Consider the following 13,503-nt stretch of genomic DNA (forward strand, 5'->3'; position numbering starts at 1 on the left):
CCGCCGCCGATCCTTCACGGCGGGCCCGCCACGGTGCGGCTACCACTCGCGCGCCGAGGCGAGCAGCACCTCCCGGACGAGGGAGACATGGGGGCGCTCCGGCGCGCCCGCGCGGCGGGCGAGGAACGGGGTGTTGATGGGCGGGTCGCCGGGGTCGAGGAGCGGCACGACCTCACCCGCACGCAGCTCACGAAGGCACAGGTAGCGGGGGAGGACGCTGATCCCGGCACCGGCGGCGACCGCGGCCAGCACGCCGCGAAGGTCCGGCACGACCACGGCCGGTGACATCGGCGGGCGCGTGCGGAACACGTGCCTCCAGTACCGGCGGATGATGGGCAGGTCCTCGGCGTAGGCGACCAGCGGGGCATCGCGCAGGGGGCCGGGATCGTCGCAGCCGACGGGACCGATCCGCGCGGCCCAGGACGGCGCTGCCACCAGCACGAACTCCTCGTCCATGAGCGGTTCGGCGACGACCGATCGCCCTCGCGGACGTACGGCGGACAGGACCAGGTCGAAGCGCCCGGCGCGCAGGCCGTCGAGCAGGTCGTTGGCGAGGCCGCTGGTCACCCGCAGCCGCACGCCCCGATCCACCAGCGGTGCCAGGGCGGGCAGCGCCCGTACGCACAACAGTTCGGCGGGACCGCCCAGATGCACCGGCTCGGAGGAATCGCTTCCCGGCAGGCCCCGTTCCGCGACCGCGGCCAGCGCGTCGAGAGGCCCGGCGACCTGTGCGGCCAGTTCGTCGGCCACCGGGGTGGGCGCCACCCCTCGGGGCAACCGTTCGAACAGCTGACGCTCCAGTTGCTGTTCGAGACTGCGTATCTGGGCGGTCACGGTCGGCTGGGACAGCCCCAGCAACTGCGCCCCGCCGGTGAGGGAACCGGCCCGGTGCACGGCGAGGAACGTGCGCAGCAGCGTGAGGTCCAGCGGGCCCCGATCGGAGACCTGCCCATCGGAATCCCTATGGGTCATAGTGGAAAAGCTATTGGTACTCCGATGGCAGGGCGACTTACTGTCCGACTGTCGTCGTCGGCGAGGCCGCCGACTCACCCGCGCCTCGTGCACAGGCCGAGGCCCGTCGAGAGAGTCACAGCAATGGCACAGATCCTTTTCGTCATGACCGGCGCCGGCCAGCTGAGGCTGGCCGACGGCACCTCGCACCCCACCGGCTACTGGGCGGAGGAGTTCCTCGCGCCGTACCGCGCGTTCGCGGAGGCGGGGTACGAGGTCGTCGTCGCGACCCCGGGCGGTGTCGTGCCGCCGGTCGACCGGGCCAGCTTGGCGCCGGAGTTCAACGGCGGGCAGGAGGGCGCGGACGCCGTCGCCGCGGCGCTGGAGGCCGCCGTGGAACTTCGCCGTCCGATCCCACTGGAGAAGGCCGGCCCGGGCGAGTACGCGGCCGTGTTCTACCCGGGTGGGCACGGGCCGATGGAGGACCTCGCGTCCGACGCCGACTCGGCCCGGTTGCTCGTCGCGGCGATCGAGTCCGGCACGCCGCTCGGCCTCGTCTGCCACGGTGTGGCCGCTCTGGCCGGCGCCGCGGACGCTGACGGGACCTCGCCGTTCGCCGGCTACCGTGTGACCGGCTTCACCAGGGCGGAGGAGGAGCAGGCCGGCCTCGCCGACCGGATGGAGTGGGTGCTGGAGGACCGGCTGGTGGCGCTGGGCCTGCGCTTCTCCGCCGGCGAGCCGTGGGCGCCGCACGTCGTCGTCGATCGCACCCTCCACACCGGGCAGAACCCGGCGTCGTCCGCCCCGCTGGCCGCCGCGCTGCTGAAGACGCTGAACTGACCCCCGCCCGGTCCCGCAGCCGACGTTGTGGGAAATCCAAATTTCCCGAATTCGCCGCCATCCGGGACTCCTGATTGTTCGGCGGCGTTGCGACGGGGGTAACACCGGCCGCGCCGAGCCCCGCGCCCGGCGCGGCTCCGCAACCGGCGACTCCACCGCTGGCGCGACTTTCGACCAAAGGACTCAGACGCTCCTTCACGCGGTGCGACCGCGATCCGTTCCCGATTGCTCGGCGGACCGGGTGTTCGACGTCATGCGGCGGGACTCGGGTGAGCCCGCCCTCCGCGTCTGCCTTGCACGGACATGACGCCGCTCCTCTTCGGTGCTCGCCGAAGGGCGCGACGTCATGCGGGGCGATCTCGGGACTGATCCTGCCCGAAAACGGGCAGGAAACTTGTTAGTCGGCATCAGTGCTGCGTTAGGGTCCTGCTCTGTGTCCACGGCACGGCATCCCTTCGAGGATCTGATCGGCCACCTCACCCGGACCACCTCACTGGGGCCGGGGGAGGCGGCTCGCGTGGTGGCCGACGTCCTGGCGTACTTCGGCGAGCCCGCGGAAGAGTACGTGCGGCGCCGCCACGGCGAACTCAAGTCGAGGGGGCTGACCAACGACCAGATCTTCCCCAGAATCTCCGCCGAGCTCGCGGGAAGACGTGTCGCGGCACCGGAGCTGACCCTGCGCCAGCTCCGGCGGATCGTTTACGGATAGGAGCGGTTATGTGCGGAATCGTCGCTTATGTCGGGCCGAAGGATGCGGCACCCATCCTGCTCGAAGGTCTCCAGCGATTGGAGTACCGGGGCTACGACTCGGCCGGCCTCGCCGTCGTGAACGCCAAGAGCCTCAGGACGCGCAAGGTCAAGGGCCGGGTCGCCGACCTGGCGGCGGCGGTACCCGCGAAGTTCAAGGGCACGATCGGCATCGGCCACACCCGGTGGGCCACGCACGGCGCGCCCAGCGACGTGAACGCCCACCCGCACCTCGACCAGGAGCAGCGGATCGCCGTCGTGCACAACGGCATCATCGAGAACGCCGACGAGCTGCGCCGCCGCCTGGAGGGCGAGGGCGTGAAGTTCGAGAGCGAGACCGACAGCGAGGTGCTCTCGCAGCTCATCGGGCGCTTGGTCAAGGACACCGACTCGCTGCGGGAGGCCGTCCTGCGGGCGCTGAAGAGCGTGGTCGGCACGTACGGCATCGCCGTCGTCGACGCGCAGCGGCCCGGCGAGATCGTGGTGGCCCGCAACGGCAGCCCGATCGTGCTCGGCCTCGGCGAGAAGGAGATGTTCGCCGCCTCCGACGTCGCCGCGCTCATCCGCTACACGCGCCAGGTCGTCCACCTGGAGGACGGCGAGCTCGCGGTCATCAAGGCCGACGGCTTCAACACCTTCACCAGCGACGCCAGGGAGACGGCCAAGGAGCCGTTCACGGTCGACTGGGACGCCGGCCACTACGACAACGGCGGCTACGAGCACTACCTGCTCAAGGAGATCTCCGAGCAGCCCGACACCGTCGCCCGCACGCTGCGCGGCCGGATCGACGACCGGTTCCACATCGCCCACCTCGGCGGCCTCAACATGGACGCCCGCGAGACCCGCTCGTTCCGGCGCGTGAAGATCATCGGCTGCGGCTCCGCGTACTACTCGGGGCAGATCGGCGCGCAGCTCATCGAGGAGCTGGCCCGCATCCCCGCCGACGCCGAGCCCGCGTCGGAGTTCCGCTACCGCAGCCCCGTCGTCGAGTCCGACACGCTGTACGTCGCGATCAGCCAGTCGGGGGAGACGTACGACACGCTGGCCGCCGTGCAGGAGCTCAAGCGCAAGGGCGGCCGGGTGCTCGGCATCGTCAACACCGTGGGCAGCGCCATCGCCCGGGAGACCGACGGCGGCATCTACCTGCACGCCGGTCCCGAGGTCTCGGTGGCCTCCACCAAGGCGTTCACCTCCACGGCCGTGGCGTTCGCGCTGCTCGCCCTGCACCTCGGCCGCGTACGCGACCTGTCGCCGGCCGACGGGCGCAGGATCTGCGAGGGCCTGCGCCGGCTGCCCGAGCAGATCAAGGAGATCCTCACGCTGGAGGACCGGATCAAGGAGCTGGCGAAGAAGTACGCCGACTCGCCGGGCATGATGTTCGTCGGCCGGGTGCGCGGCTACCCGGTGGCCCGCGAGGGCGCCCAGAAGCTCAAGGAGATCTCCTACGTCCACGCCGAGGCGTACCCGGCGAGCGAGCTCAAGCACGGCCCGCTCGCGCTGATCAGCCCCGAGCTGCCCACGGTCGCGATCGTCCCCGACGACGAGCTGCTGGACAAGAACCTCACCACGCTGGGCGAGATCCGGGCCCGGCACGGGCGCATCCTCATGGTCGGCCACCGCACCTCCGAGGCGGCCGACGACTGCATCGTGGTGCCCAAGAACGAGGTCGAGCTCGACCCCATCCTGCTGACGATCCCGCTGCAGCTGTTCGCCTACCACGCCGCCGTCGCCCTGGACCGCGACGTCGACCGCCCGCGCAACCTCGCCAAGAGCGTGACGGTCGAATAACCCCGTGCACGCCGTACGGCCCGCGCCCGCCGGTGCGGGCCGTACGGCGTCGCGGGCGCTCTCGCCGCCCCCGGTCCTGGTCCATGCAGGGGTCGTCCGGGCGACGCCGGTGGTCAGACCGAGGACGCCGTGCGCGACCGGGTGGCGGCGACGACCTCGCTCGTGTCCAGGCAGGCGATGCCCATGCCGGTCATCTCGCGGTCGGCGTCGGTGGTCCAGCCGGACAGCGCGTCGCGGACGGCGACGGCGCGCAGGTCGCGTTCTGTCGCGTCGACGAGCGTGGATCGCGGGCAGTTCGGGTAGTTGCAGCCGGCGACGACCACCGTGCTCACCGCGCGTTCGGCGAGGTGTTCCAGCAGCCGGGTGCGGAAGAAGGCGCTCCAGCGCGGTTTGTACAGGATGTGCTCGTCCGGCCCGATCTCCTGCGCCTGTCCCGCCAGGAGCAGGTCCGGGTCGAGCTCGCTTCCGGGCGCCAGTCCGTCGGCGAGCTGGGAACCCGGCGAGTGCGGGTTGACCGTGCCGCGCAGCGTTCGCCGGCACAGGTCGGCGTTGCTGCCGTCGGGCAGGTAGAGGCGCACGACATGCACGATGGGCCGCCCCGCTTGACGGAACGCGTGCGTCAGGCGCCGGACCGCGGGCAGCACCTCGGCGGTGCCGGCGATGCCGGCGACGAAGTCGCGTTGCAGGTCGATGGTGAGCAGAGCGCCGCGGGAGAACTCGGGGCTGGTGTATTCGTCCACGCCGGCCACGCTAGGCGGGCGAGCCGCGCCGGTCTTGTACGTCGTTGCGCGCGAACCGGCCCGGGGTGGCCGCGAACGTGCGGCGGAAGTGGCGGTGCAGATGTGCCTGGTCGTAGAAGCCGCTGTCGGCGGCGGCGCGCGCGACGGTGTGCCCGGCGGTCAGGAGCTGCTGGGCGCAGCGCAGGCGTAGCTGGAGCAGGTAGCCGTGCGGGGTGACGCCGGTTTCGCGGCGGAAGGCGCGCAGCAGCTGGAACCGGGGCAGGCCCGCCACCTCCGCGAGCTCGTCCAGGGCCGGGGTGCGCCGGAGGTCTGCGGCCAGGTGCCGCTGCACCTTCGAGACGGGCGCCGGTGGGGCCGCGGCGATCCCGCGGCGGGTGTAGCGGGCGAGGATCTCGGTGCACAGCGCCTCGAATTCCTCCTGCGCCGCCAGGGAGTTCTGGTCCCGGCGGCGGTGCAGCCGGATCAGGCGGGCGGCCAGACGCGGGTCGTGCGGAGTCGGTGAGGGAAAGGTGGGCCGGTGCCCGGCGAGTTCCGCCAGCAGCGCCGGCGGCAGGTAGAAGACCCGGTAGTCCCAGCCTTCGGCGATGCCGGGGCGGCCGGCGTGGATGGTGTCGGCGTCGAGAAGGAGCAGGCTGCCGGCGCACGCGTGCTCGGTGGCGCCGCGGTAGCGGACAGCCTCCACGCCGCGCTCGATCGCCGCGACGGCGTACTCGCTGTGCGCGTGAGGGACGAAGCGATGCGTACGGAAGGACGCTTTCACCAGCCGCATGTCGTCCCGGCCGTAACGGTGCTCGACGAGGTCCTCCATGGCTCCTTTGTATCGGACCGCCGGCATCGATCGCCGCAGCCGTAACGTCCGTTATGTGGTGACATGGTGTAGTTACTCATAGTCTGTGCGTGTAAGGGACTCTTCGGGTAGGAGGGTGCCGACATGCGACGCCGTACGGTCCTCGCGCTGGGAGTCCTGGCACTCGCAGGCGCGTGCGGCGCCCAGGCGCCGCCGCGCCGCGGAGAGCTCTCCCTGGCCGTTCCCGGCCCGCCCGGAGGATGCGGGGACGACGTCGCCGCCGGGTTCAAGTCGCTCATCGAGGGGCGTGGCTGGGCCCGGGCCGTACGGATCAGGCGAGAGGCCGGCGACGGCGGGACGGCTCTCGCCCGGGCGGGCGGGCCGCGGACCGATCTGGTGATCGCCGATCCCGCGCTGCTCGCCGCCTGCGCGCTGGGCCGCGACCCGCTCCTGGTCGCCAGGGCCGTCCCGCTCGCGCGGCTGGCGGGGGAGTGGGAGGTGCTCGTCGCCTCGCCCGACTCGGGCTACCGCACGTTCGAGCAGTTCGCCGCCGCGCTGCTGCGCGACCCCGGAGGGCCCAGAGTGGCGGGCGGCGCCGACCGCGGTCCGGAGCACCTGCTGCTCGGCATGACCGCGCAGGGCCTGGGAGCCGATCCCCGCCTGCTCGACTACGTCGCGTTCGACAGCAGGGCGCAGGCCGTCGCCGCGGTCCTCGACGGACGGCTCGCGCTCGGATTCGGCAGCAGGCGCGAGGTCGCCCCCCACATCCGCGCCGGACGTCTGCGGCCGCTCGCCGTCTCCTCCGCCGAGCGGCTGCCCGGGGTGGACGCGCCGACGCTGTCGGAGTCGGGCGTGCGGGTCGTGTACGCCGACTGGACGGGGCTGATCGCCCCGCGCGGCACGCCCGAGCGGGACTCCCTTCTCGACCTGTGCCGGGCCGTCGCCGACACTCCGGGCTGGCGGAGCCTGTGCGACCGCAACGGCTGGACGCCGATGTGGCTCGACGGCGACGACTTCCGCCAATGGCTCGCGGGCGAGGCGCGCCGTACGGCCCTGCTCCTCAATGATCTCGGACTCCGCTGAAAAACACAACTTGTGGGGCCGGTTGCGAGAAGGGCCACAAGATGTAGGATCCATCGCGTTGCTGGTTCACCTCAGGTGAGGCAAGAGGGAACCCGGTGCGAATCCGGGACTGCCCCGCAGCGGTGAGCGGGAACGACCGCCGTCACACGGCACCGACCGTGCTGTGACTCCAAGCACTGGGCGCGAGCGCGCCCGGGAAGCGACGGCCAGTAGGACCGGCGGGCGCGAGCCCGTCCGGACGCCCGCGAGTCCGAAGACCTGCCAGTGACGCGTGCGCACAAGCGCGCCCCGCGCCGGGTCCCGAGGGAGGGCTCGCCGCACCGTCACCGCACGGGGTCGGTCATCCGGCCCTCTCGTGCGTGTGCGCCGCGGCATGCCTGTCCTCCGGTCCGGCCGGGACACGAGACGACGAGGAGAGGGCATCCGATGACCATCACCGACCCGGTCTCCGCGTCCGCGGACCCCGCGTCAGGGGAACGCGGCAGGCCGCGGGCCGCAGCGGGAGACCCCGGACCCGACGCGCCGCCCGGCTCCGTCCCCGCCGCCGGCTCCGTACGGCGGGCCCCGGCTCGCGCGGACGGCGCGTCGGACGCGGCGGGCGTCTGGCAGGCCATCGAGGCGGCGGCGGCCGGGGTCATCGCCGACCCGGAGAACTCGCGGCGGGCGGCGCGGCTGCTGAGCGGCCTGATCGCGGAGGAGGCGGCGGCCGAGGGGGTGCGCGCGTTCTCCGAGTCGGTCGCCGCCGCCCACGCCGCCGGGCTGCTGGGCGACGCCGTCGCCGCGTTCGTGGCCGGCGAGGCCGAGGCGCTCGACGCGCTGATCGACCCGGCGGCCGACGACCGGTTCGAGTACTTCGGGCTGCGCACGGTCTACGACCGCTACCTGCTGCGCCATCCGGTCACCCGGCGCGTGCTCGAGCGTCCGCAGCACTTCCTGCTGCGGGTCGCCTGCGGCCTGTCGGCCACGGTGGCCGAGGCGGCCGAGCTGTACGGCCTGATGTCCACGCTGGCCTACCTGCCCAGCTCGCCGACGCTGTTCAACTCGGGTGCGCGCCGGCCGCAGCTGTCGTCGTGCTTCCTGCTCGACTCGCCCGGGGACGAGCTGGAGAGCATCTACGAGCGGTACGGCCAGGTGGCGCGGCTGTCGAAGTACTCCGGCGGCATCGGCATCGCCTGGACGCGGGTGCGCTCGCGCGGCTCGCTGATCCGGGGCACCAACGGCCTGTCCAACGGCATCGTCCCCTGGCTGCGCACGCTCGACGCGTCGGTGGCGGCCGTCAACCAGGGCGGCAGGCGCAAGGGCGCGGCCTGCGTCTACCTGGAGACCTGGCACGCCGACATCGAGGAGTTCCTGGAGCTTCGCGACAACACGGGCGAGGAGTCGCGCCGCACGCACAACCTCAACCTGGCCAACTGGGTGCCCGACGAGTTCATGCGCCGGGTCGAGGCGGACGGCACGTGGTCGCTGTTCGACCCCAAGGAGGCCCCCGAGCTGACCGACCTGTGGGGCGAGGCGTTCGACGCCCGCTATCGCGAGCTGGAGGCCGCCGGGCGATACGTGCGGCGGGTGCCGGCCCGCGCCCTGTACGCCCGGATGATGCGCACGCTCGCCCAGACCGGCAACGGCTGGATGACGTTCAAGGACGCCGCCAACCGCGCCTCCAACCAGACGGCGCGGCCCGGCAACGTCATCCACCTGTCCAACCTGTGCACCGAGATCCTGGAGGTCACCAGCGACGGCGAGACCGCCGTGTGCAACCTCGGCTCGGTCAACCTCGCCGCGCACCTGACCCCCGGGGGCGACGCCGTCGACTTCGGCAGGCTGCGCGCCACCGTCCGCACCGCCGTACGGTTCCTGGACCGGACGATCGACCTCGGCTTCTACCCGACGCCGGAGGCGGAGGCGGCCAACCGGAAGTGGCGGCCCGTGGGGCTCGGCGTCATGGGCCTCGCCGACGTGTTCTTCGCGCTGCGCCTGCCGTTCGACTCGCCGGAGGCGCTCGCGCTGTCGACCCGCATCGCCGAGGAGATCGCGCTCGCGGCGTATGGCACCTCGGCCGACCTGGCCGTCGAACGCGGGCGTCACCCGGCGTACGAGGAGACGCGGGCGGCGGACGGCGTCCTGCACCTCGACCACTTTCCGTGCGCCCCGGTCCACCCGGAGGAGTGGGCCGCGCTGCGGGCCAGGATCGCGGAGACCGGGCTGCGCAACAGCCTGATCGTCGCGATCGCGCCGACGGCCACGATCGCCTCGATCGCGGGCTGCTACGAGTGCGTCGAGCCGCAGGTGTCGAACGTCTTCAAGCGCGAGACGCTGTCGGGGGAGTTCCTCCAGGTCAACCGGTATCTCGTGCGGGACCTCCAGGCTCTCGGCCTGTGGACCGGGCCGATGCGCGACGCGATCAAGCTCAACGACGGCTCGATCCAGGACATCGCCGCCATCCCGGACGAGCTCAAGGCGCTCTACCGCACCGCCTGGGAGCTGCCGCAGAAGGCGCTCATCGACCTGGCCGCCGCGCGGCAGCCGTACGTCGACCAGTCGCAGTCGCTCAACCTCTTCATGGCCGCACCCACCATCGGCAAGCTCTCCTCGATGTACGCCTACGCCTGGCGGTCGGGCCTGAAGACCACCTACTACCTGCGCTCCCGCCCGGCGACGAGGATCGCCCAGACGACCGTGCCGGCCGTCGCCCCCGTTGAGGCGGTCGCCTGCTCCCTTGAGAACCCCGAAATCTGCGAGGCATGCCAATGAGAACGATGCTGCTCGACCCCGGCATGGACCTGACCCTGCGCCCGATGCGCTACCCGGGGTTCTACGAGAGGTACCGCGCGGCGATCAGGAACACCTGGACGGTCGAGGAGGTCGATCTCGCCTCCGACCTCGCCGACCTCGCGACCCTCGACGAGGGGGAGCGGCACCTGATCAACCGGCTCGTGGCGTTCTTCGCGACCGGCGACTCGATCGTGGCCAACAACCTGGTGCTGAACCTCTACCAGCACGTGAACGCCCCCGAGGCGCGGCTGTACCTGAGCCGCCAGTTGTTCGAGGAGGCGGTGCACGTCCAGTTCTACCTGACCCTGCTGGACACCTACCTGCCCGACCACGACGAGCGGGCCAAGGCGTTCGCCGCCGTCGAGCACATCCCGTCGATCCGCGCCAAGGCAGAGTTCTGCTTCCGCTGGATCGACTCCATCAGCGAGCTGAACCGGCTGGAGACCCGCGAGGACCGGCGGGCCTTCCTGCTCAACCTCGTCTGCTTCGCCGCCTGCATCGAGGGACTGTTCTTCTACGGCGCCTTCGCGTACGTCTACTGGTTCCGCTCGCGCGGCCTGCTCGGCGGCCTCGCGACCGGCACCAACTGGGTGTTCCGCGACGAGTCGATGCACATGGAGTTCGCCTTCGAGGTGGTGGACACCGTACGCCGCGAGGAGCCGGACCTGTTCGACGACGAGTTCGGGGCCCAGGTGACGCGGATGATGGAGGAGGCGGTCGCGGCCGAGCTCGCCTTCGCCCGCGACCTGTGCGGCGACGGGCACGGCGTCATGAGCGCCGGCAACATGCGGCGCTACCTGGAGTACGTCGCCGACCGCAGGCTCACCCGGCTCGGCCTGCCCGTGCGGTACGGCACGGACAACCCCTTCCCGTTCATGGAGTTCCAGGACGTGCAGGAGCTGGCGAACTTCTTCGAGCGACGGGTCTCGGCCTACCAGGTGGCCGTCGAGGGAGACGTCAGCTTCGACGAAGCCTTCTGACCGATCCGGTTTTCGGCGTACCCATAAAGGGCAAAGGGAACGCCATGACGACGACAGGGGGCGCCGTCACAGCGGCAGCGTGGAACTGGGCGACCTTGGCGATCGCCGTGGCCGCCGCGATCGTCGCGGTGGAACTGGTCCGGCGGGTGCTGAAATCGCGCCTGATAGGGGAGCGGTGGGCGCTCGCCGGGCCGTTCGTGCGCCGGTGCACCTGGCCGGGCTTCGCCTCGGCCGTGACGGGCACCGTCAAGGCGGCCTACGACCCCGACATGCCCGGATCGGACTCCCACGGCTTCCAGCGGCTGCTCTCGCTGCTGCTGATCGCCTGCGTGACCTGGCTGCTGATCCAGGCGGCGTACGCGGTGACCGACGTCGTCCTCGACCGGCTCACGCGGGTCGAGGGCGAGCGCAACCGCCGCGCCCGGCGCATCCGCACCCAGATCGCACTGGTGCGCCGGGTGTCGGCGGCGGTCGTCGTGGTGCTCGCGCTGGGGGCGATGCTGTTCACCTTCCCGCAGGTGCGGGCGCTCGGCGCGGGACTGCTCGCCTCCGCAGGGATCGCGGGCGTGGTGGGCGGCATCGCGGCCCAGTCCACCCTCGGCAACATGCTGGCCGGGCTGCAGCTCGCCTTCAGCGACGCGCTGCGGCTCGACGACGTGGTCGTGGTGGAGGACGAGTGGGGCCGCATCGAGGAGCTGACCCTCACCTACGTGGCGCTGCGCCTGTGGGACGAGCGGCGGCTCATCCTGCCCGTGTCCTACTTCACCGGCAACCCCTTCGAGAACTGGACCCGCCACGAGAGCCGCATCCTCGGCAGCGTGTACCTCCGCGTGGACTGGTCGATCCCGGTCGAGGAGGTGCGCACCGAGCTCTACCGGGCGCTGCGCGAGAACCCGCTGTGGGACCAGAAGGACTGGACGCTGCAGGTCACCGACATCACCCCGCAGGGGCTGGTCGAGCTGCGCGCCCTGATGAGCGCGGCCGACTCGGCGAGCGCCTTCGACCTGCGCTGCGACATCCGCGAGCACCTGGTGACGTTCATCCGCGAGAAGTACCCCGAGAGCCTCCCGCGCCTGCGCGTCGAGACCTGGGCACGCTGAGCGCCTCAGCCGCCCCCCAAACCAGGTCGTCGGAGCGGCGACGGCGTCACGGGGCGTTGGACGGCCGCAGCAGCCTGCTCGCGCCGGCGATGAGCGCGGTGGCGAGGATCCAGCCCGCGGCGATCAGGCCGTTCGCCAGCCACTGGGTCCATCCGGCCGGCTCCCAGGCGCCCCGCTGCTCGAACACGCTCACCGGCACGAGCAGGTCGAGCGTGTAGACGAAGGCGTTGAAGTGGCGCGACTCGTCCAGCCCGATCTGGTGCGGCGGCCACTGGGTGAAGATCGCCGTGCCCGTCGCGAGGAGCAGCGCGGCCCACAGACCGGCGAGCCAGGGCCGGTAGCCGTACCCGACGAGCCCGTCGAGCAGCCGGCCCCACAGCCGCCCGGGCAGCCGCAGCGTCCGCCGCCGCGCCCGCTGCCTGGCCAGCAGCACCCGGCGCGCGTCCGGCTCGTGCCCGATGCGCCGGCAGTAGGCGGCCAGCTGCTCGTACGGCTGAGGGAGGTAACCTCCGGGGTCGCGCCGCAGCCAGGACAGCCGGTCGGCCAGCGACGCGGGCCCGCGCAGCGACTCGTACGTCAGCCCGTTGAGCCGCACGTCGCCCGGGTAGCTCTCGGGACGGTCGAACAGCACGCCGAAGCGGGAGTAGCCGAGGTTGACCTCACCCTCGATCGACTCGGGCAGCAGGATGAGCTCGTCCGCCTGCATGTGGCTCAGGTGCAGGGCCCGGCCCTGCGCCCGCAGCACCGCCCGGTGGAACGACAGGACCCCGCCGATGCGCGCGCCGCGCAGCCGTACGGTGCCGTGGGCGGTGAAACCCGCGCCGAGTTCGGCCGCGGCGGCCTGCAGGTGGTCGGCGTGCACTGCGGGGGTGCCGTCCGCGGTGACGACGGCGCCCTGGAGGTAGAGCCCGCTGGAGAAGCGGGCGCCGATCAGCCGCAGGCCGCCGGTGGCCCGCATGTCGCGTAAGAAGGCGCTGCCGTCCACCACGAGGCCGCCGGCCCACAGCGCGACCGACTCCCAGGTGCGCGGCTCCTCCGATCCCTCGGGCCCGTTCCAGGAGCTCGCTCCCAATGGGGCCGCCCCCGGTTCCCGGTACGGCGCCTCACCGGGGGTGCCCAGCCGCGTGCCGGAGAGCCGGAGCTGCCCGGTCACGTGGGCGTTGTCCAGGCGCACCCCGGCATGGACGACCGATCCGTCGAGGTCGAGGAGCCCGTCGACCGTGGCCCGGCTGGCCCGGAAGCGGAAGATGTCGCAGCGCCGCAGCCGCACGCCCCTGGTCCTGGCGTCGTTGAACGAGACCGTTCCGGCGATGTGACAGCCGAGCAGGTGGACCTTCGCCTCGATGGTGGCGTCGGACAGGTTGAGGTCGCCGACGATCCGGGCTCCGGCGAGCCGGACGCCCGGCACCCGGGCCGATCCGCCGGTGCCCCGGTCGAGCACCAGGGCGGAGATCACCTCCGCCCGGACGATCCGGGAGCGGCCCCACAAGCCCCCCGAGGCGGCGGAGGAGGAGTCCGCCTCCCGGCCCTGGCGCAGGTCGACCCAGGCGCCGGAGGGGTAGGCGTCCCAGAGCCGTCGCTCGGCGGGGGTGAGCCGGCGGAAAGGGGGCCGCGATCTTCCCATGGGGCGACGATATCGCCGATCTTCGAAGGGGCCGGCGCTCCGGCGGACCGGCCCGCGTATCGGGCAGAGCGTGACACCGACAAGAGGAACG

11 protein-coding genes and 1 riboswitch are annotated in these 13,503 nt (G+C 72.2%); of the genes, 7 read left to right on the plus strand and 4 right to left on the minus strand.

Annotated elements, in window-relative coordinates:
• Positions 1–39 precede the first annotated feature (39 nt).
• Complete coding sequence (locus tag ABZ860_RS12405; RefSeq protein WP_357218870.1) at positions 40–972, minus strand: LysR family transcriptional regulator; 933 nt, start codon at positions 970–972, stop codon at positions 40–42.
• Positions 973–1,095: 123 nt separating this feature from the next.
• Between ABZ860_RS12405 and ABZ860_RS12410 the strand changes: the two genes are divergently transcribed.
• The 3 genes from ABZ860_RS12410 (at position 1,096) to glmS (ending at position 4,326) form a co-directional block, all read left to right on the plus strand.
• Positions 1,096–1,791, plus strand: coding sequence for a type 1 glutamine amidotransferase domain-containing protein (locus ABZ860_RS12410; protein WP_357218873.1), 696 nt, complete (start codon positions 1,096–1,098; stop codon positions 1,789–1,791).
• Between the two features lie 433 nt (positions 1,792–2,224).
• Positions 2,225–2,500, plus strand: coding sequence for a hypothetical protein (locus ABZ860_RS12415; protein WP_030505148.1), 276 nt, complete (start codon positions 2,225–2,227; stop codon positions 2,498–2,500).
• Positions 2,501–2,508: 8 nt separating this feature from the next.
• Positions 2,509–4,326, plus strand: coding sequence for a glutamine--fructose-6-phosphate transaminase (isomerizing) (gene glmS, locus ABZ860_RS12420; protein ID WP_357218876.1), 1,818 nt, complete (start codon positions 2,509–2,511; stop codon positions 4,324–4,326).
• Positions 4,327–4,439: 113 nt separating this feature from the next.
• Here glmS and ABZ860_RS12425 read toward each other — a convergent pair whose 3' ends face one another.
• Together ABZ860_RS12425 and ABZ860_RS12430 are read right to left on the minus strand one after the other, a co-directional pair.
• Positions 4,440–5,066, minus strand: coding sequence for an isochorismatase family cysteine hydrolase (locus ABZ860_RS12425; protein ID WP_357218879.1), 627 nt, complete (start codon positions 5,064–5,066; stop codon positions 4,440–4,442).
• 10 nt (positions 5,067–5,076) lie between these two features.
• The gene (locus tag ABZ860_RS12430; RefSeq protein WP_357218882.1) at positions 5,077–5,874 is read right to left on the minus strand and encodes an AraC family transcriptional regulator; all 798 of its coding nucleotides are present in this window, start codon (positions 5,872–5,874) and stop codon (positions 5,077–5,079) included.
• A 123-nt stretch (positions 5,875–5,997) separates the two neighbouring features.
• On the opposite strand from ABZ860_RS12430, the gene ABZ860_RS12435 reads away from it, so the two are divergent.
• From ABZ860_RS12435 to ABZ860_RS12450, 4 genes are all read left to right on the plus strand, one after another.
• A complete protein-coding gene (locus ABZ860_RS12435; RefSeq protein ID WP_357218885.1) occupies positions 5,998–6,936 on the plus strand; it encodes a tripartite tricarboxylate transporter substrate-binding protein in 939 nt (312 codons plus the stop codon).
• A gap of 45 nt (positions 6,937–6,981) precedes the next feature.
• A riboswitch (cobalamin riboswitch) is annotated at positions 6,982–7,217 on the plus strand.
• Positions 7,218–7,362: 145 nt separating this feature from the next.
• Positions 7,363–9,687: a ribonucleoside-diphosphate reductase subunit alpha gene (locus tag ABZ860_RS12440; RefSeq protein WP_357218888.1), complete on the plus strand. Its 2,325-nt coding sequence runs from the start codon at positions 7,363–7,365 to the stop codon at positions 9,685–9,687.
• On the plus strand, positions 9,678–10,688 hold the full coding sequence (locus tag ABZ860_RS12445; protein ID WP_357218891.1) for a ribonucleotide-diphosphate reductase subunit beta: 1,011 nt from the start codon (positions 9,678–9,680) through the stop codon (positions 10,686–10,688). The genes ABZ860_RS12440 and ABZ860_RS12445 overlap by 10 nt, the downstream gene beginning before the upstream one ends.
• Positions 10,689–10,732: 44 nt before the next feature.
• Complete coding sequence (locus ABZ860_RS12450; protein ID WP_357218894.1) at positions 10,733–11,788, plus strand: mechanosensitive ion channel domain-containing protein; 1,056 nt, start codon at positions 10,733–10,735, stop codon at positions 11,786–11,788.
• A gap of 46 nt (positions 11,789–11,834) precedes the next feature.
• Here ABZ860_RS12450 and ABZ860_RS12455 read toward each other — a convergent pair whose 3' ends face one another.
• Positions 11,835–13,412, minus strand: coding sequence for a hypothetical protein (locus ABZ860_RS12455; protein ID WP_357218897.1), 1,578 nt, complete (start codon positions 13,410–13,412; stop codon positions 11,835–11,837).
• Positions 13,413–13,503: the final 91 nt, after the last annotated feature.

The sequence above is a fragment of the Microbispora sp. NPDC046973 genome (genome assembly GCF_040644495.1).
Classification (GTDB): Bacteria; Actinomycetota; Actinomycetes; order Streptosporangiales; family Streptosporangiaceae; genus Microbispora.

Excerpts from the sequence above, each read along its gene's own strand:
- ABZ860_RS12440 (WP_357218888.1), top strand. The coding sequence starts at position 7,363 with ATGACCATCACCGACCCGGTCTCCGCGTCCGCGGACCCCGCGTCAGGG.
- ABZ860_RS12430 (WP_357218882.1), bottom strand. The coding sequence starts at position 5,874 with ATGGAGGACCTCGTCGAGCACCGTTACGGCCGGGACGACATGCGGCTG.
- ABZ860_RS12450 (WP_357218894.1), top strand. The coding sequence starts at position 10,733 with ATGACGACGACAGGGGGCGCCGTCACAGCGGCAGCGTGGAACTGGGCG.
- ABZ860_RS12410 (WP_357218873.1), top strand. The coding sequence starts at position 1,096 with ATGGCACAGATCCTTTTCGTCATGACCGGCGCCGGCCAGCTGAGGCTG.
- ABZ860_RS12455 (WP_357218897.1), bottom strand. The coding sequence starts at position 13,412 with ATGGGAAGATCGCGGCCCCCTTTCCGCCGGCTCACCCCCGCCGAGCGA.
- ABZ860_RS12445 (WP_357218891.1), top strand. The coding sequence starts at position 9,678 with ATGCCAATGAGAACGATGCTGCTCGACCCCGGCATGGACCTGACCCTG.
- glmS (WP_357218876.1), top strand. The coding sequence starts at position 2,509 with ATGTGCGGAATCGTCGCTTATGTCGGGCCGAAGGATGCGGCACCCATC.
- ABZ860_RS12405 (WP_357218870.1), bottom strand. The coding sequence starts at position 972 with ATGACCCATAGGGATTCCGATGGGCAGGTCTCCGATCGGGGCCCGCTG.
- ABZ860_RS12435 (WP_357218885.1), top strand. The coding sequence starts at position 5,998 with ATGCGACGCCGTACGGTCCTCGCGCTGGGAGTCCTGGCACTCGCAGGC.